Below are 17,662 nucleotides of genomic sequence, written 5' to 3'. Positions count from 1 at the left end.
AGTCATATTAATACATTTTAAGAACTTCAATCTTTGCTTATGCTTTGGTTCCTACATGGAATAACAGGGAAATTAGTGAAATTCTAATACTGTACCCGCAGCTGTAAATCTTTAAAAGGTTTTATCAAATACCATTGTTTAAAAAACGAGAAGGTGATAAAACTTGAAGATGAGTCAGAAGACCTACCAAGCAAATAAGTTGATTATAAACTTCGGGAAGAAAGTTGTAATTTGATGAATCATTTTGCTAGGTATAAGAACATCTCCTATTTTTATACTTCTGATTATCAAATCATTTCCTATTCCTTAAGTAGTATATCACTTGTTAAAAATCGATCGGATTTAATTGAGTTTTAACTATATATTTAACGGAAATGAACAAACAATTCGCTAATCTAATTTTATTAATCTTAACTGTACTCGCCTTCTCTTGTAATCAAAAAGACGAAGAACTTCTATCAACATACACCATCACTTTCGAAACAAATGGAGGGAATTTAATTGAAGATCAGGAAGTACTTAACGGTACTACAGTAGACAAACCAAACACTCCAGAAAAAGTTGGTCATGAGTTTATCAATTGGTTTAAAAATGACAATATTTACGATTTTGATCAGGCTGTAACAGAAGATTTTGAACTTGTAGCTACGTGGGAAAAAGTAGAAATTACTTACAATGCTACTTTTTCTTATGCTAATGGACAGGAAGATTCTACAGTAATTATTATTGAAGATTCTCTCTTAACTCTCCCTCCTACTCCAATAAAAGAAGGATATTTATTTAAAGAATGGCAACATAATGATACTAGTTTTGCCTTTGATACTCCTGTAAAAGAAGACATTACTTTAATTGCAACATGGGAAAAATTACATACCGTAACTTTCAATTTTAATAATGGACTAAAGGATAGTGTTATTACTGTTGAAAATAATGGTCTTGCAGTCTTACCTCAAATTCCTTTAAAAGATGGATACCTCTTTAAAGAATGGCAATACAATGGTACTGAATATGATTTTAGCACAAAAGTAACCGCTGATAAAACGCTTAAGGCTATCTATGATGAAGTTATAGATCAGTTTGTTGTAACATTTGATAAACAAAACGGAGAGCAAAATACACCTGTTACGGTAGACGAAAACACAGTAGTAACAGCACCAACTCCACCTACTTACGATGGACATACCTTTTTAGGATGGACTGAAAATGGAACTGATTTATTTGATTTCACAACGCCTATTGTAAGAACAACTACTTTAACGGCTATTTGGGAAGTTGTTATTGAAGCAGGTGAAACTACCGTTAACTATGCCTCAATCTCTAAAACTGATTTCGAAAATTGGACAGAAGGAGAACATAAATTAGTAAAAGCACAACTTAACAGAATGCGTTGGAGTATGGGTGCTTGGGGTACGGAAGTCTATATTATAGACGATCAGAATAACAGTTCTAAAGACTTTTATAGCCATAGTGATTATGGAATGTTTACTTTCCCAAACAGTTTTTCTGCTAGTGATGATATAAATGGATCTACCTATATTTTCAATCTCGTAAAAGGAGTTTACATGTCATCTCCTCAAGTAGGCTTTGCTTATTTATCAGATGATACAACACCAAACGGAGATAAAGCTTACGATGGTGCAAAATGGAATGCTCCAATGGTCTACGGCATCGAATATTTTGATGAAGTTGTAAGAGGAAATATCAAAGAAGTTACTTATTCTGATGTAGATGGATTCCAATTATTAGTAGGTAATGATGTTCTCATCACTTTCCCAAATTTAACGGCAAATGATGTAGCCACTTACGAAGCAATGATTGGAGAAAACAAATACATCTACACAACTATTGAAAATGGTATCCATAAATCTATTAATGATCATAATGGAGCTACTCAAATTTTTAATCAGTTGATTAGTCAATAAATCTATAATACCATAATATATTTGTGTTATCGCCTTCTAAGCTATTTTAGTTTAGAAGGCATTGTTTCTACCTATCATCATGAAAAAAATAAAAACAATTTTACTGTCTACCTTAGCAATTGTAAGCTTTAGTTGCCAGAATTCTGACTCGGAATCTATCGAAAATCCATCAGATTATATCCCTATAGAAAACCCGAATGCTACTCCGTATATCACAGAAGTAGTAGACTTTTCTCCAGCACCCGGTCAGTTTATAAACTACAGTACCAATGCTGAAACGAAAGAAAATATTATTGGAAGTTCAGATCAATTTATGTCTTTAGGTACATTTGGTGGAAATGTTACTTTTAAGTTTGATCATTCAATTCTTAATACGGATGGTAATGATCTAGCCATTTATGGCAACTCATTTAAAGGCAGCAGTGAACCCGGAATTGTAATGGTTTGTCAAGATCTAAATCACAATGGCCTAGTAGATGATAACGAACCTTGGTACGCTCTTAAAGGAAGTGAGTTTAATAAATCGAGTACCAAACATCAATATTCAATCACTTATTATAAACCTTCTGCAACAGAGAATCAGCATATTATAAATTATACTTCTTCTTATAATGGAACAGAAGAAAATGGGAAAATGGATTTTACAGCTGTAATCCCATACCATGATCACCCTATGTTTCCGGCAGAATATACAGAAAATGAAATAACTTTTACAGGTACATTACTAGCCTCTAACACCACAAAAGAGGGTGATGTATATTATAATAATAAGTACGATTGGGGCTACTCAGATAACGCAGGTTATGAAAATGAAGAAAAATTAAGAGGAGCTGATTTGTTTGATTTTAAGAATGCAGTTGATATTAACGGACAAGCAGTTCAGCTTAATGCAGTAGATTTTATTAAAGTTTATACTTGTACAAAAGAAGTTAATGGGTGGCTTGGAGAACGCTCTACAGAAATAATTAAAGCAGCAGATCTTTCTCTTCTTTCTAATGAGAAGTAAATTATTCCATATAATAATGTGCGTAAACTTGTGGGTTACTTTACCTCAAGTTTATGCTCAAGTATTTGATACTACTACTGTTTTAAATGAAGTTGAAATAGTAGGAGCTAGAATTCCAGAGAGAATAAGTTTTAAGTCGACAACAATTCAAAAAGAACAAATTGATCACTATTTATCTGCATCATTAGGTGAGTTATTAACACTTAACACACCAATTTTTATTAAAAGTTATGGTGCAGGAGGAACTGCCACTCCTTCATTTAGAGGTACAGGAGCTAGCCATACTCAGGTATATTGGAATGGTATAAACCTTAACTCACCAATGTTAGGGCAGGTAGATTTATCCCTATTTCCGATTGCCTTTACAGACGAAGTTGTCGTTAATTATGGAGGTTCAAGTTTGTTGTATGGCACTGGCGGACTAGGTGGTGCTATTCAATTAAACAGTGCCATAAATTGGGATAATAAAAGAGCTATTATGGGTTCTCAAACTATTAATTCATTGCAAAATAGTATCACGAATATGAGTGTTTCGGTGGGGAATAAGAAAGTACAAAGTACTACAAAATTATTCTACAAAGATGCTCAGAATATATTCGATTTTGAGAACCCAATACAGCCAGGTACTCCTACTTGGACGAACGACCATTCGGCACAATTACAATATGGTTTTCTTGAAGAAGTTGCATTGAAAATTAACCAATACAACCAACTAAAATTTAATGTTTGGTTCCAAGAAAGTGAAAGAGAATTGGTTCCTTCTATGGATAAAAGAGAAGCAGATTCTTGGCAAGGAGATACTTCTTTAAGGCTTTTTTCTGCTTGGAATTATAGTAAAAACAAATTTAATACGGAAGTTTCTGGTGCATATATTATTGATAATATTTGGTACAAAAAGGCCCTTAATAATGATAAAAACCCTAAGTTATCGACTTCAGAAAGTAGGAGCGATCAACTTCAATTACACCAAAGAGGTAGTTACCAAATAAGTAATAATCTATTACTTAGAGGTGGTTGGGATTACTATATGGATAAAATAAATAGTAGTAGTTATGAACCCACTGGTACTACAAATTCTATTGCGGTTACACAACATACAATAGATATTTATGGTGGCCTTGATTACCAACCTACCACTAATTTATCTGTTAGTTTACTAATTAGACAAGAGTGGATTGATAGTGATACTAAACCTATCCTGCCCTCTTTAGGAACAGAATATTGCATTAATCCCTACAGTAAGGCTGTTTCTTCTTTAAAAGCGAATATCTCTAAAAACTTTCATGCACCGTCTTTAAATGATCGGTATTGGTACCCAGTCGGAAATCCTGATTTATTACCAGAAGAAGGATGGACCTATGAGGCTACCTATTCTTTACATTCTAACAACAAATCTCCATGGCAATGGTCTTATGAATTGACTGCCTTTAATTCTATAATCCATAATTGGATAGTTTGGAAACCTGCAATTAGTAATTTATGGCGTCCAGAAAACTTAAAAAAAGTACACTCACGTGGGTTGGAACAAGTAGCTGAAATTAGTTATCAAAAAGAGGACTGGAGAATACAGCTTTTTACTTCAGTTTCCTTTGTAAAATCAGAGAATATGGAAGCAGCAGACGAATTAGACAATTCTGTCGGGAAGCAGCTTATCTACACTCCTGTTAGTAGTTTTCAAGGTTACCTCCAAATCAATTATAAGAAATTGTATTTTATTGTGGAACAACAAGCGTATGGAAAAAGGTACACTCAAACAGATGGTAGCGAATACCTCCCTCCATATTACTTAACAAACCTTTGTTTGGGGAAACAATTTACGTTTAAAAAAAATCATTTTGATGTAAAAGCTAGAGTTGAAAACATATTCAATTATCACTATCAATCCGTAGCCAGAAAACCTATGCCTGGTCGTGTTTATCAAATGTCAGTTACCTACAAATTATAACATTATGTATCGTCTATTCTTACTTTATTTTTTGGTGATAAATTGTTTCTGTCAATGCAATACTCCACAAGATGCAATGCCAATTTCTGACAATATACCTCCTGTGAATAATCTAATTTTAAAAGATGGATTATTTGTATTGAATGAAGGGAATTTCGATTGGGGACATGGTACTTTATCACATAAAAAATATGACAACGATACCGTCAATAATGAGATCTATAAAGCAGTTAATGATTTTGAAATTGGGAATGTAGCCCAATCAATGACCATAATTGGAGAAAAAGGTTATATCTGTGTAAACAATTCTGGAAGGATTGACATTATAGAAATTGAAACAGGGAAATGGTTAGGCAGAATTGAGATTCCCAAAAGTAGTCCAAGATATCTATTACCCATCAATAATACAAAAGCTTATGTAACAGATTTATATGCTGATTATTTCTATGTAATTGATCTAAAAGAAGATGAAGTAATAAAAAATGTACGTACTTCTGGTTGGACAGAAAAGTTAGCTAAAATTGATAACTACGCCTATATAACACAAACTAGAACTATATACGACAATAGAAAAGGTGGGCAATTTCTATTAAAGATCGATACAACTACAGATAACATAATAGATAGCCTTGCATTACCATATGGACCAATTGATTTAGTAGTTGATAAAAATGATATGCTTTGGGTATTATCAAATGGAGGTTTAAGTTCTACAAATAATCCCAATCCTCAACCTGCTATTTGTAAGGTTGACCCAGAATGTTTTTGTATCAAAATGCAATTTAACTTAGACAGTGAAAACTACTTAAGTATGCCATCTCGGTTGAGAATAAATAAAGAAAAAGACAGAATTTACTATCTTCAAAAAGATGTATTTTCTTTTTCTATTGATGCTACATCCTTACCTAAGTCACCCATTATTTATAAGGAAAAAAGGTTATTCTATGGCTTAGGAATATCTCCTAGAAACAATGACATTTACATTACAGATGCTATTGATTATGTCCAAAAAGGATGGGTATTTAAATACAATGAAATGGGTGTAAAACTAGACTCATTTAAAGTTGGTGTAATCCCCAATGAGCTTATCTTTCAATAAAGATATCGTGCTGTTTTTACTTTATTTTATACACCAATATTCCATTAATATCATAATAGATAATTAAGTAATTAGGATTTCCTTTTGGTGCTGGAACAGAGAATACATAATTGCCATTTTCTTCTTTTAATTTTAATGGTTGCATGTACTTCTCATTACTATAATTGTAATTAATTTTTGAAGGATCACCATCCGCCATCTTCATCACAAATTGAATAGGGTTTTTAGGTTTTTTCAAGACACCAGAACTAGGACTACTCACCTGAATACCTCTTTTTAAAACATCACTATACATTAATGGGTTGTTATTAAAGGTATCAAAATCCCCATCCATAAGCATCCATTTTTCTTCTAGAGGGTAATGGTTATAGAAAAATTCTTTAGGAGGAGTCATAAAATAAATATCAGAATACATTCTATGAAAACCCTCTTGATCTACAATTCCTGCTCCCCATGTTGCATCTAACAATTGCCATGCACCTTCTATTTTAATAGCATTCCAAGAGTGGTCAGCTTGTAATTTTAAATCACCTATTTGGCTTATGTATGCTTTGCCAATCCCATCTACAACTACACATTCAACATTCACTTTATCCATTAAATATTGATAAAGTTTTGCATATCCATCGCAGACGCCTTTACCTTGTTTTAAGGTTTTACAAGCTGTGTCATAAATCATTTTCTGAATTAATTCTTGTTTCTCTTTTTCAGAGCTGTAACTAAATCTGACAGAAGAAATACGATTAGCATTTTTTACATCGTAAGCAATATGATTACCTACCCAATAATAAGCTGCATATGCTCTATCTAAAGGTGCAGAAAAATCTTTATTTAGTTTAGCTGCTAATTTATCTGGGTCTGTGTATTTTGAAGCGTATTTATCTACTACTTCTTGAACATGTGTTTTATTTTGAGCCGTACTGAACAAAGTTGTTACAAAAAACAGAAAGCAGAAAAGGAAATACTTAATCATTATCGGGATATTGGTTATTAAAATCTTATATCAAGATACTAAAATAGTATTTAAATTAGCCTAGAATTAAAAATTATAGAAGACTAAAAGAAAAAATTGTACCTGTAAAAGATATAGTTTGATGTAAAACCCGCTTGTTGTAGATTCAATTTAATCAATAACCTAATTACTTTACTACCCATGAAATATTTGAAATTATTTTTAATTTTACCATTTATCTTCTTATTTGGTAGCTGTTCAGACGACTCTGATGAGTTTATCCATGACCAAGATTATGATATTTCGTTTGAGATAACATCTGCAGATAGCTTTAAACGTTCTGGTACTTTTGTAAAAACATCAAATCAAGAATATATTGATGCTTATTACGAATGGAATTGGGGAGATGGCTCTAACAAAGAGAAATTAGTATCTGATACAACAGGGCATATCTTTTTAGGAACTGATTCAATATTTGAAGTTACTTTAGAGTTACACGATCAGTTTACCGGTCAACTATTAACCTCTACCACTGATACCTTAGATTTTAATGAATACATAAGTGCTCCTCCATTTGATGTAGAGGTTTCTACATTCGCATTGGGTACATGGGATACGGATATTAGTTGGAATTATTTAGATAATTCACAAGATGACGTTTACGCTACCTACTTAACACTTGCTTTAGATAGTAATTATTCATCACTTATAAATGTAATTGAAGGCACTACCAGTTCTGATGCTGAAGAAGATGTAGAAGTAGCAAGAAGTGGTTTAGATAGTTATACATTTAAAAACTTAGAAGCTGAAACCACTTATTATTTTAAAGTTAGGTTAGAAGAATTAAATGGTCCTTCTAGTATTTTAAAAGGTTCTTTTACTACAAAGACTTTACAATCTCCTGAAGTAGTTATCTCATATGAGTCAATGGGAAATGCAATAAGTGTTTACGCCAGATCAAATAATTATCTAAATACAGATAGTGCTACTATTGACCATGAATTTACAATTGCTACGACCCCTGCTCTAGAAAAAATTTCTACTGAAAACGGAATTACTAAATACTTTAAACCAATAGGTTCTGATGCAACTTTTACTATAACGGAGTCAACAACAGGACGCCCTACAAATATAACATCTCCTGCTGGCACAGATACTTATTCAGATCAAAATATTAGTGTTTTCTATACACAATCTACTTCTTCTGGGCAAGATCTTCCTTTATCTGGAACAGTATACTCGCAGCTTTATTATTACCAAGGAAATTATGTTTTATATATAGGCGATTCTAATAATACTCCTGTTTTTAATTCTGAAGGTATACATATAACATTTGGGGCTAGTTTACCAGCAGTTGGTAATTTTAACTTAAACTCTGGTAACACTAAACTAATTAATAACGCTGTGGGTTCTGGTAGTCCAATTGGGCTAATTGGTAGTGCTGGCATTAATAGTTACAAATTAAAAATATTTAGCATAGAAACTGATATTATAACTGCAGCAGTTAATAATGATGCTGATTTTAATTCTGAGCAACATAAATTAGTTTTTAATGACCAAAGCGTAAGTACATCTTATTTAGCCACAATAGATGAACTCTCTTTGAAATCGACTAGTGCTGGTAATCCTTAAAAAAAGTCCCCACTTATCTCTTTATTATTTGATAAGTGGGGATTCTTTTTTTTAAATCAGAAGAGTAGAAATATCAGGAACCAAATAAAGTAGTCCCTAAATTATAAGTTGGGAGTTCTTCATTTGAGTGAGTTTCGACAGCTTCGTTTATTGCTCCTTTTAAAACTCTTCTATCCGTATCACTTAAATAATCTAACCTAAAAACGATCATTTTATTGGTGTTAAGAAAAAAAGTTAGTTTCTCTTCTTTAAAAGTAATTTCATCAATTGTTTCAAATTTAATTCTCCTCGTTTTGTTCCCTTGGATAGAAATTTTCACTCTATTGTTATTCCAAGTAACATAATTCCTTTCAAAGATCATTATAGCTAAAACACCTAAATTACCTGTATGAAGAATTATGTTTATTACCCGAAATTGATAGGTATCGAGTGGTAGAACAAAAATGGCTAATAAGCCAAAGATTGGAATCAGAATGAGTGATTTTTGAGGAAGGGAGAACCTATATTTCAGGTCTCTTCTACGCGCTGTTTTCATGGTTATTAAATGGAAATCCTGTTGTACTACTACTATTTAATAGACTGATTGTTAGTTCATTCTAATTTAACTATAATTATTAATTATCTATAACAATACTATCCATAAGCCAACTAAATACATTAAAAATACTATTCAGAATCAATTGTTCTAAAAGTGAGATTTACTCTTGGAGTCCCTATCTTTTTAGTTGGCGGTAAACGGTGTAACCAGAACTCTTGTGTTTCATCTTTCATCACTAATAAAGAACCATGTTCTAATACCAAACTTACAGTTTCTTTGGTCTCTTTGTGCTTAAAAGCAAACTTACGTTCAGCACAAAAAGATACAGATGCTATTGCCCCTCTTTCTTTTAAATCTCTTTCTCCATCACTATGCCAAGCCATTCCTTCACTCCCATTATGATAGAGATTCAGTAAACAAGAGTTGTACGTTTCTCCTGTTTCTTTTTCTATTAATGTTTTTAACTTTAATAATTCTGGAGTAAAAGCCAATGCCTCTTTCGTATTTTTAGAATAGGTGTATTTAAAAGGTTTTTCGCCATACCATGCTACCTTCCTTTTGGTTTCAATACGTTTTCCAAACATCAAAGCAACATCATTTTTCCACTCTATTTGTTCCATAAATGTTGTGAAATAATAATCTGCCTCCTTCTGCGACAATATTTTTCCATAATAATTTACTGTCCCACTGTAAGGTAAAAGGTTCTTATTTTTGTCGCTTGGTAAGTCGAAAAGTTGCATAGCTATAAATTAAGGTGTCTCTATAAGGTATATCTAACTTTTAATAAACATAGACGATGTCAAATTGTTCCAATAATTCTTTTTATCGATTTTGGCAAAATTGCTAAAACCGTATTCTATAAAGATGTAAATCTTGAATTATTCTAATAACAAAACCTAAAATAAAAGCCCTATAGAATGTAATTTAGTAAATTACTAAGACTAAAGTAAACCTATATAATTTTATAAAATGGAAAAAATAGCCCTCATGCCGTTCGAAACATCAATGGCTATAATGGAAGAACCCGGAGTAACATCAATTACTTTCTTTGAAGGAAATATACAGTTAATCGGTAAGAAAATTAAAGATCGTTTTCAAGAAATTATAAATGCAAACCCTTGGTTAAGTGGTCGCATCATCAGACAAAATAAAAAAAGTAGTTTACAGTTTTCTAACTCACCAGACATAGAACCACTTTACCACCCTGACATCACTAATATTTCAGTTTCGGATGAAATGAGTTATGAAGAAATTACAAATGCTGTAAAAAGCTGTATAGTACATAAAGGAAGGCATCTAATAAATAAATTACACCCATTAACGCTATTGTCTATAATTCCTGATAAAGAAAATCCCACTGAGAAATTTGCATTAATATTGTCTATTTCACATGTTATAGCAGACGGTTTTACATATTATAGCATTCTTAATATGTTTTCTGATGAGGCTACAGTTGAGGCATTAAATGCAAATAGAAAATTAGAGATAAGTAAACAGATTCCTCATTATATTGGAGAGGACCTTTATAAATTTACGAATTCAATTTCTCTAGGAATAAATTCTTTAAAGGGTTTAGTTTTTGGTAAGAAAGTACATTGTTTTGCCTATTATGTAGATACTCAAAAAGTAAATGCAATTAAGTCTGATTTACCTTCTAATATTCCTTTTGTTTCTACAAACGATATTTTACAGAGTAGTATCTCTAAAGCCGTAGATGCTCGGTTAAGTATGATGGCAATTAATTTTAGAAATAGAATTGAAGGTATTACGAGTAACGATGCAGGAAATTATGAAGCAGGTTTATTTTTTGATAAAGTTAACTACTATAAACCACAGAATATAAGGTCTGCTTTAAACTCTGGAGTACCCATGAAAACAACTTCTAATGGTGTGCCAAGATTTTTAGAAACACTAGGTAGTAAATTTACCGAAGTTACTAATTGGGCTAGTTTTGCAAAGGGAATTTCAATTGACGGAACAAAGCAAAAAATACATATTCCTATTTATGATCTAAATCTAATTCCTTTTGATTGTGCTATTATTTTTAAACCTACTGCAGATAAAACGGCTGTAATGTTCCTTTCTAAAACTTTATCAAAAAGCCATGTTTTAGCACAATGTGAAGTGTCAGAACCTGTTGATAATGTAATTTTTAATGATTAATCAATCTCTTTACTTTCCCAATTTTGATCTGTAAATACTTCAAATCCATTGTCTTCTAATAAAGACGATGTAATTCCATTTCCATCAATTAAATTACCTGTAAAAGAGCCATCGTATATTTTACCATAACCACAAGAGGGACTTCTAGCTTGTAAAATTGCTTTTTTGATATTTGCATTTTCTGCAATTTCTAAAGTTTTTTGTGCACCTAAATTAAATGCAATTGTTTGATCTGTTCCAAATTTATCTTTCACAGCACCATTTACAATCTCGACAGGGTTTCTTGGTGTTGGTAAACCTCCGAGTTCTTCGGGGCAAACAGCAAGTGCTTTACCTTCTACTACCAATTGCTCAATCTTACTAATATGAGTACAACCACCATTGTACCTACAATTAATACCTACTAAACAAGCACTAACAATATATTCTGGCTTAGTCATGTTATTGTAATCCTAATTTTAAACCTGCTAATAACCCACTTTTAGATTCCATTTTTAAATAAGGATATTCTACTTTAGACAAGAATAAGCCCGATGGATATGCAGGTGGGGTATCAATTATTGTCACCTTATTAGTAAAGACTTTCTCGAACTCTTCTAAAGTGATTCTACCTTTGCCTACATTCAATAAATTTGTGACTATTAAGCGAATCATTCCTCTTAAAAAACGATTTGCAGTAATTGTAAACCTTAATCTTTTTGCTTCTCTATCTACAAAAACCTCTGCATGTGTAACATTGCAACGTGTATGTTTATACAGGTGAGGTTTTTTACAAACACCAATAAAATCATCGAAAGATGTTAGCATTTTTGCCGCTTTCTGTACCACATCTATATCTAAAGCTGTAACGTCGTAATTAGAACTAAATTTAGAATTTAGGATATCTTTTTCTGTATGAATAAAGTAATCATAAGTACGCATAGTTGCATCAAAGCGAACATGCTGATCATCGTTCATAGGAATGACGTCATACACAACGATAGCTTCTGGAAGGTTTTTATTGAGTCTAAATTTTAGATCAAATGTGAGGGGTTCTGCTAAATTAATATGAATAAAATACTGGCTAGAATGTACACCTGCATCTGTTCTTCCACAACCAAATACTGTAATATCAGTTTTAAAAATTGATTTTAATCTATCTTCTATAGTTCCTTGTACAGAAACTACATTTGGTTGAAACTGCCATCCTCGATAGTTAGTACCATCGTAGGCTAAATGTATAAAATAGCGCATCTTAAGAGTTTATATCAATTACCTTTTAGAAGAGCGAAAGTAGAGTTTTTAAATGATTAAACACTGATAAAATCGTTAAGAAACGTATATTATTTAGTGTTGAGAGAGAATTAGCTTTTATATTGCACTGTTAATTCAAATAATATGAGAAATTTTTTAATCAAACTTATAGACTTCTTTTATCCTCCTTTTAAAAAGGTAATGCCCCTACAGACATTCAGGTATGCTGTATGCGGAGGTGGTAACCTTGCTTTGGATATTATTCTCTATTTTTTGGTGTTTCATTTTGTAGTTGATGAACATAACCTCGATCTAGGTTTTGTTGTAATAAGCGGACACATTGCTGCTTTGTTTATTGTATTTCCTATTACATTTACTACAGGTTTTTTACTACAGAAATACATTACTTTTCAGTTATCTGATGTAAAAAGTCATATTCAATTATTTAGGTACGCGCAAGTTAGTGCTGGTGCAATTGTACTTAATTACCTACTTATGAAGTTTTTTGTTGACTTATTGCATATCTACCCAACGCCATCTAAGATGTTAACTACAGTTGTTTCTGTAATCTTCAGCTACATATCGCAGAGTAGATATACATTTAAAGTGAATACTAAGAAAAATAAGTAAAGGTTTATAACCACTTCTTTTTCCTAAAATAATTCATCATGAAAATGGTTATTGTAAACATCATCATCCACATCATGTAATAAGAATACTCATAATGTAATTCTGGTATGTTATCGAAATTTGTTCCGTAAATACCCGCAATAAAAGTAAGTGGAATAAAGATTACAGAAAACATTGTTAAGGTCATCATCACACTATTAAGCTTAGAACTAACAGTGGTATGGTAAATATTTAACAAATCTGATAGTATTTCTCTATAACTATCCGAAATCTCATTCACCTGTTTTATATTATTCAAAAGTTCTTTAAAGTGAACTTCAGTTTCTTCAGACACATATTCAAAGTCCTTTTTGGTAAGTGTTAGAATAATTTCTACAGCAGGTTTTATATTTCTTCGAATGGTATTTAATTCCCTCTTATAAAAATTGATAAGATCTAAAGTAGAACTCTTAGGATTAGCTAAAAGAATGTCTTCAAGGTCTTCAATTTTATCACCTAATACACTGAGCAGGTAAATATAGTTGTCTATTACTAAATCTAAAATGGTAAACAATAGGTAGTCTGCTCCTGCATTTACAAGACTCTTTTTACTCTTTTCAAGTCGTTTAATTATAGGATTAAAAAAGTCTGTATGCTTCTCTTCAAAAGTAAAAACAGCATTATCTGTTGTAACAATACTAAGGTTGTTAATCTCTACTCTTTTTTCGACTGTATCGTAATGTAATAACTTTATAGAAACAAAAAGAGACCTCTCGTGTTCCTGTATTTTAGGACGGCCTTCTGTATTTAAAACATCTGAAAGTACAATCGGATTAATATCCATTGACTTTAACTCTTCAATTATCTTTGTATCATGAAGCCCTGTAATGTTTACCCACGTTACGGAATTATTCGTTAAGAATGGTTGAATTTCATGTACTCTATTTAAATTCTTTTTTACAAAACCTGTAGGTGAATAATCGAATAAATTTAAGGTTACATGTTCACTTTTACGTTCTCCTCTAAAAACTATTTCGTCTGGCGATAGGCCTACATTCTCATCTTTGTTATATAGTGACTCTGACATATTATTTTATTCTCCTTTAATTAAAAAGTAAGTGATATGGTTTTTTGGATTATTTGGATAATATCTTAATTGAACCTCAGCCCCTTCTACATAGCTATTAAAAATGGGTTTACTCACAATTTTAGTAACTTGAATAAACTCTCCACTTAAAGTAATATATTGATAACTTATTTCAAATACATCTATCATTCCTAGTCCTTTTTTTCTGCGTGACTGTCCTTTGTGGGTTACTTCTGCTGTAACATCTACTCCAGAAGATACAAGTAATTGATTGCCAATACTCGAAAAATAATTACTTCCTTTTAATACAACAGGTACTGTACTAAAAATAAGTAATATTAAAATAATCATATTTAATTTTGATGGATTCTTAGTCTTATCCCAATAATAAATCAAGACTCCGTAAGATCCTATAATTGCTAAATTCAGTAAGAAAGGTAATAATGTAATATGATCTATGGCAAAATTGATAGGTGGATTTAACCAAGTAAAACTGACAAGTGCCACTGTTATAATAAACTGAATTATCAGTATTAATTTCTTACTCATCCTATTATTTTTTGATAATCTACGACATCTAATATTCTACCAAACTTTTCTCCTACTTGCTTAAAATGTGCACATTTCTCGTATCCACATTTTTCAAACAGTCGAATACTCGCAGTATTTTCTCCTGTTATGCAAGCTATTAAAACATTAATACCAACAGATTTTGCTATTTCTTCCAAAGCATTTACTACACCAAAAGCAATCCCTTTTCCTGTACTTTCTGGTTTTAAATAGACCGTAATTTCTGCAGTACGATCGTAAGCAGCCCTTGCTTTAAAAGAACCGATATAACAATATCCACAAACAATACCTTCGCTATAAATTAAGAAAGACTGGTATTTTGGATGATTTAAGGGTACGGTGGCTTTTAACTCTTCTATTGAAATTAAATCCAAATGAAAAGTTGCAGTGGTATTTTCTATGTAATAATCATAGATATCTTTTACAATTGAATAGTCTGTACTTCTAAGTTTCTCTAGCTGAAAAATCATAACAAATAAAAAAAGTCAACATTAAAATACAAGATATAACAATCTAGTATTAAATGCTGACTTAATTTCTAATCAATATATCTTAAGAGTATTACTTCTTAATTACACACTTTGATAATTTCCTAGTTTTAATAAAATACATTCCTTTAGGAAACTCTACTAAACTAATAGTTACAGTGTTCGTATTCTCAATTTTCTGCGACAATATTATTTCTCGTCCGTTAGCATCAAATACTTTTAATGTTGATAATTCTACCTCATCTCCTGTAACTGTAAAAGAACTTACAAAAGGGTTTGGATACGTGAACAATGATAAAACCGTTTCTACTTCTCCGTTTTGATATACTAAAACAGAAGAATAGCTTTCATTTTTATCAAAATCTATTTGATGCAATCGGTAGTATGTTTTTCCAATATTTGGTGAATTATCAGTATAGGTATAAGCTAACTTTACTGCTGAATTTCCTGCTCCTTCTATTTCAGTAATAGTATTCCAATGTCTACCATCAATAGATTTTTGAACTTCAAAATAAGCATTGTTTATTTCTGTTGATGTTTCCCATTTTAGTGTAACACTACCATCATGATTTCCTGCTAAAGTAAATGAACTTAACGTGATAGGTAAATCAAAACTTACAGATGCAACTGTTTCACCAAAATGAGCACCTCCTCCTTCTCCACCTTGGTATTGAGCAAAAGATGATGTAATAGAGATGATGTATAAAAAAGTTGTGATATATTTTAACATAGTAGCCTGTGTTGAGTTTGAATTTTTAATTAGCTGTTCTTCCTGCTCTTCCCGATACATAATTTGAACGTATAGAAAATGTTTTTGAAGCACTAAATCTATTTGAAGTTCTCATTAATGTTCCATTTTCTTTAAATGAAGTACCTCTCAGACCTGTACCTATTGCATCATTTCCTGGCCAATTAAGCACATCGGCATTTCCATCTGTATCTATCTTTCCATTTCCATGTTGCCCCGTAAAACTTCTACCTGTAGTATTTCCGATAGTAATCCAAAGCTCTCTCATATTGCCTGCAATATTCATAATCCCATAATAAGTAGCACCACTAGAAGCTCTGATACTATTTGTATAAGAAGCATATGTTCCTACCCTTAATACATTACCATCCTCATCTCCACTTACAGACTCATAATTTGCATTACCTTCTGTTGCATTTGATGTATCAATAATAGACTCATCAAGGGCTTCTGTCTCACTACCTAAATCATTAATTAAATTTATTACATCAGAATAATAAACTTCTGAAGATACTTGGTTTGTTCCCCAAGGAAACTCTCCAGTAACGGGTGCTGCAATACCTCTGCAAAGTTTCTCATATTCTAATTCAGTAATAGGTCTTAAAGCCATCCAATCAAAATAGGCAACTAAATCAGCCCATTGTAATCTTCCAAAAGGAACATGTGGAACACTAGAATATAATTCTCCATCAACAACAGAAATACTATTTCTTGTAGAAGGTTTATTATAATCATCTTCTAATCTATTGGCTTTTTGTGAATCTGTTAAAGTGTTTATAAAATTCACGTATTCACCTTGTGTTACTTCATATTTCATACAATAAAAAGAAGAATAGCCCTTGGGAAAATTAGCAGGTATTGTAACTGGAATACCAACCGCAGCATCTCCTCTATCGGCAATCTCTCCTCCATTATCATAAAATAAACTATCTTTTGTAGCTTCAATACTAATCGTATTTTCAGAGAGCACCTGATAAGTATCAGAAGTATTACTCCCATCATCATATTTATAAAAATGAGCAGTTTCATTTCCTCCTGACCCTAGATGAAATGCTCCAGATGGAACATAAACCATCTCTATTGCATATACACGAATATTCAATTCATCGTTGCTAATTACACCGTCCTCTTCGTAATCCCAAGCCATACTAACATTATAAGATACATCTCCATTTAAATCTACAGATCCATCACTATAAACAAACATACCGTGTCCATAACCAGTACCAGAGTCGTTATTGATATCCAATTTTGGGTTAGGATATGTACTATCGCCATCATCTATACTATTTGCTAAAGCAGAAGTATTGATAGATAAGTGTTCCCAATTACCTGTAGAAACATTTTGGAATTTTAAAAATACCCATGCTGCATCCCAATTTGAAGGTGATGCTGATACTCTCCAAGAGTTTTCCCATGTAACTGTAAACGTAATGTCGGCTGTTTTTGCAGTTGTATCTGGTTCACTTAAAACAACATTTGTAACAGTGATATTATTAGCATTACAAATTAAATCAGTCATTAAAAGACATAAACTAATAAAAAGACATTTTTTAATATCAAGTAGTCGAGATTTAGTTATTGATTCCATAGCATTGTAGAAGTAGTAAATTTTTAAATTTTTTGTAGTAGCGTCTTTTGACAAATGTATATAAAAACAAAACTCAAAT

The 17,662-nt window shown here is 31.8% G+C and carries 17 protein-coding genes and 1 riboswitch; of the genes, 7 read left to right on the top strand and 10 right to left on the bottom strand.

All coding sequences use genetic code 11. From position 1 onward, the window contains the following. Nucleotides 1–29 precede the first annotated feature (29 nt). Nucleotides 30–205: riboswitch (cobalamin riboswitch) on the top strand. A gap of 169 nt (nt 206–374) precedes the next feature. From EI427_RS22205 to EI427_RS22190, 4 genes are all read left to right on the top strand, one after another. Then, the gene (locus EI427_RS22205; RefSeq protein WP_126619163.1) at nt 375–1,922 is read left to right on the top strand and encodes an InlB B-repeat-containing protein; all 1,548 of its coding nucleotides are present in this window, start codon (nt 375–377) and stop codon (nt 1,920–1,922) included. A gap of 79 nt (nt 1,923–2,001) precedes the next feature. Then, entirely contained in the window at nt 2,002–2,928 is a 927-nt protein-coding gene (locus tag EI427_RS22200; protein WP_126619161.1) for a hypothetical protein, read from the top strand. Nucleotides 2,929–2,944: 16 nt separating this feature from the next. Beyond that, the gene (locus EI427_RS22195; RefSeq protein ID WP_170178578.1) at nt 2,945–4,873 is read left to right on the top strand and encodes a TonB-dependent receptor; all 1,929 of its coding nucleotides are present in this window, start codon (nt 2,945–2,947) and stop codon (nt 4,871–4,873) included. A gap of 4 nt (nt 4,874–4,877) precedes the next feature. Beyond that, a complete protein-coding gene (locus EI427_RS22190) occupies nt 4,878–5,972 on the top strand; it encodes a YncE family protein (protein WP_126619157.1) in 1,095 nt (364 codons plus the stop codon). 16 nt (nt 5,973–5,988) lie between these two features. On the opposite strand, the gene EI427_RS22185 is transcribed toward EI427_RS22190, so the two are convergent. Then, entirely contained in the window at nt 5,989–6,945 is a 957-nt protein-coding gene (locus EI427_RS22185; RefSeq protein ID WP_126619155.1) for a transglutaminase domain-containing protein, read from the bottom strand. 180 nt (nt 6,946–7,125) lie between these two features. Between EI427_RS22185 and EI427_RS22180 the strand changes: the two genes are divergently transcribed. Beyond that, nucleotides 7,126–8,556 (top strand): hypothetical protein, encoded by a 1,431-nt coding sequence (locus tag EI427_RS22180; protein ID WP_126619153.1) that lies wholly within the window; start codon nt 7,126–7,128, stop codon nt 8,554–8,556. A gap of 73 nt (nt 8,557–8,629) precedes the next feature. Here the strand turns inward: EI427_RS22180 and EI427_RS22175 are convergent, their stop codons facing one another. Both EI427_RS22175 and EI427_RS22170 read right to left on the bottom strand, forming a co-directional pair. Then, on the bottom strand, nt 8,630–9,091 hold the full coding sequence (locus EI427_RS22175; RefSeq protein ID WP_126619151.1) for a hypothetical protein: 462 nt from the start codon (nt 9,089–9,091) through the stop codon (nt 8,630–8,632). Between the two features lie 131 nt (nt 9,092–9,222). Next, nucleotides 9,223–9,834 carry an alpha-ketoglutarate-dependent dioxygenase AlkB family protein gene (locus EI427_RS22170; RefSeq protein WP_126619148.1) on the bottom strand — a complete coding sequence of 204 codons (612 nt, stop codon included), beginning with the start codon at nt 9,832–9,834 and terminating at the stop codon, nt 9,223–9,225. A gap of 229 nt (nt 9,835–10,063) precedes the next feature. Between EI427_RS22170 and EI427_RS22165 the strand changes: the two genes are divergently transcribed. After that, nucleotides 10,064–11,257 carry a hypothetical protein gene (locus EI427_RS22165; protein ID WP_126619146.1) on the top strand — a complete coding sequence of 398 codons (1,194 nt, stop codon included), beginning with the start codon at nt 10,064–10,066 and terminating at the stop codon, nt 11,255–11,257. Here the strand turns inward: EI427_RS22165 and EI427_RS22160 are convergent. Then, on the bottom strand, nt 11,254–11,697 hold the full coding sequence (locus EI427_RS22160) for a DUF523 domain-containing protein (protein ID WP_126619144.1): 444 nt from the start codon (nt 11,695–11,697) through the stop codon (nt 11,254–11,256). The genes EI427_RS22165 and EI427_RS22160 overlap by 4 nt on opposite strands. Before the next feature lies 1 nt (nt 11,698). Then, nucleotides 11,699–12,490 carry a tRNA pseudouridine(38-40) synthase TruA gene (gene truA, locus EI427_RS22155; RefSeq protein ID WP_126619142.1) on the bottom strand — a complete coding sequence of 264 codons (792 nt, stop codon included), beginning with the start codon at nt 12,488–12,490 and terminating at the stop codon, nt 11,699–11,701. 144 nt (nt 12,491–12,634) lie between these two features. Here truA and EI427_RS22150 point away from each other — a divergent pair, with 144 nt between their 5' ends. Next, entirely contained in the window at nt 12,635–13,120 is a 486-nt protein-coding gene (locus EI427_RS22150) for a GtrA family protein (RefSeq protein WP_126619140.1), read from the top strand. A gap of 4 nt (nt 13,121–13,124) precedes the next feature. On the opposite strand, the gene corA is transcribed toward EI427_RS22150, so the two are convergent. The 5 genes from corA to EI427_RS22125 all read right to left on the bottom strand — a co-directional run bounded on the left by corA (nt 13,125) and on the right by EI427_RS22125 (nt 17,583). Further along, the gene (corA, locus tag EI427_RS22145; RefSeq protein ID WP_126619138.1) at nt 13,125–14,186 is read right to left on the bottom strand and encodes a magnesium/cobalt transporter CorA; all 1,062 of its coding nucleotides are present in this window, start codon (nt 14,184–14,186) and stop codon (nt 13,125–13,127) included. A gap of 6 nt (nt 14,187–14,192) precedes the next feature. Beyond that, the gene (locus EI427_RS22140; protein ID WP_126619136.1) at nt 14,193–14,735 is read right to left on the bottom strand and encodes a DUF3592 domain-containing protein; all 543 of its coding nucleotides are present in this window, start codon (nt 14,733–14,735) and stop codon (nt 14,193–14,195) included. Next, nucleotides 14,732–15,226, bottom strand: coding sequence for a GNAT family N-acetyltransferase (locus EI427_RS22135; protein WP_126619134.1), 495 nt, complete (start codon nt 15,224–15,226; stop codon nt 14,732–14,734). The genes EI427_RS22140 and EI427_RS22135 overlap by 4 nt, the downstream gene beginning before the upstream one ends. 91 nt (nt 15,227–15,317) lie before the next feature. Further along, nucleotides 15,318–15,974 (bottom strand): T9SS type A sorting domain-containing protein, encoded by a 657-nt coding sequence (locus EI427_RS22130; protein ID WP_170178577.1) that lies wholly within the window; start codon nt 15,972–15,974, stop codon nt 15,318–15,320. 25 nt (nt 15,975–15,999) lie between these two features. Next, entirely contained in the window at nt 16,000–17,583 is a 1,584-nt protein-coding gene (locus EI427_RS22125) for an SUMF1/EgtB/PvdO family nonheme iron enzyme (RefSeq protein WP_126619130.1), read from the bottom strand. Nucleotides 17,584–17,662 lie beyond the last annotated feature (79 nt).

This window comes from Flammeovirga pectinis (assembly GCF_003970675.1).
GTDB classification, from domain to species: domain Bacteria; phylum Bacteroidota; class Bacteroidia; order Cytophagales; family Flammeovirgaceae; genus Flammeovirga; species Flammeovirga pectinis.
Note: the sequence above shows the minus strand (reverse complement) of the source record. Positions and strands in the feature narration are given on the sequence as shown.

Bases quoted from the DNA above. Each gene is read 5' to 3' on its own strand.
- EI427_RS22205 (WP_126619163.1), top strand. From the start codon at position 375: ATGAACAAACAATTCGCTAATCTAATTTTATTAATCTTAACTGTACTC.
- EI427_RS22200 (WP_126619161.1), top strand. From the start codon at position 2,002: ATGAAAAAAATAAAAACAATTTTACTGTCTACCTTAGCAATTGTAAGC.
- EI427_RS22195 (WP_170178578.1), top strand. From the start codon at position 2,945: ATGTGCGTAAACTTGTGGGTTACTTTACCTCAAGTTTATGCTCAAGTA.
- EI427_RS22190 (WP_126619157.1), top strand. From the start codon at position 4,878: ATGTATCGTCTATTCTTACTTTATTTTTTGGTGATAAATTGTTTCTGT.
- EI427_RS22185 (WP_126619155.1), bottom strand. From the start codon at position 6,945: ATGATTAAGTATTTCCTTTTCTGCTTTCTGTTTTTTGTAACAACTTTG.
- EI427_RS22180 (WP_126619153.1), top strand. From the start codon at position 7,126: ATGAAATATTTGAAATTATTTTTAATTTTACCATTTATCTTCTTATTT.
- EI427_RS22175 (WP_126619151.1), bottom strand. From the start codon at position 9,091: ATGAAAACAGCGCGTAGAAGAGACCTGAAATATAGGTTCTCCCTTCCT.
- EI427_RS22170 (WP_126619148.1), bottom strand. From the start codon at position 9,834: ATGCAACTTTTCGACTTACCAAGCGACAAAAATAAGAACCTTTTACCT.
- EI427_RS22165 (WP_126619146.1), top strand. From the start codon at position 10,064: ATGGAAAAAATAGCCCTCATGCCGTTCGAAACATCAATGGCTATAATG.
- EI427_RS22160 (WP_126619144.1), bottom strand. From the start codon at position 11,697: ATGACTAAGCCAGAATATATTGTTAGTGCTTGTTTAGTAGGTATTAAT.
- truA (WP_126619142.1), bottom strand. From the start codon at position 12,490: ATGCGCTATTTTATACATTTAGCCTACGATGGTACTAACTATCGAGGA.
- EI427_RS22150 (WP_126619140.1), top strand. From the start codon at position 12,635: ATGAGAAATTTTTTAATCAAACTTATAGACTTCTTTTATCCTCCTTTT.
- corA (WP_126619138.1), bottom strand. From the start codon at position 14,186: ATGTCAGAGTCACTATATAACAAAGATGAGAATGTAGGCCTATCGCCA.
- EI427_RS22140 (WP_126619136.1), bottom strand. From the start codon at position 14,735: ATGAGTAAGAAATTAATACTGATAATTCAGTTTATTATAACAGTGGCA.
- EI427_RS22135 (WP_126619134.1), bottom strand. From the start codon at position 15,226: ATGATTTTTCAGCTAGAGAAACTTAGAAGTACAGACTATTCAATTGTA.
- EI427_RS22130 (WP_170178577.1), bottom strand. From the start codon at position 15,974: ATGTTAAAATATATCACAACTTTTTTATACATCATCTCTATTACATCA.
- EI427_RS22125 (WP_126619130.1), bottom strand. From the start codon at position 17,583: ATGGAATCAATAACTAAATCTCGACTACTTGATATTAAAAAATGTCTT.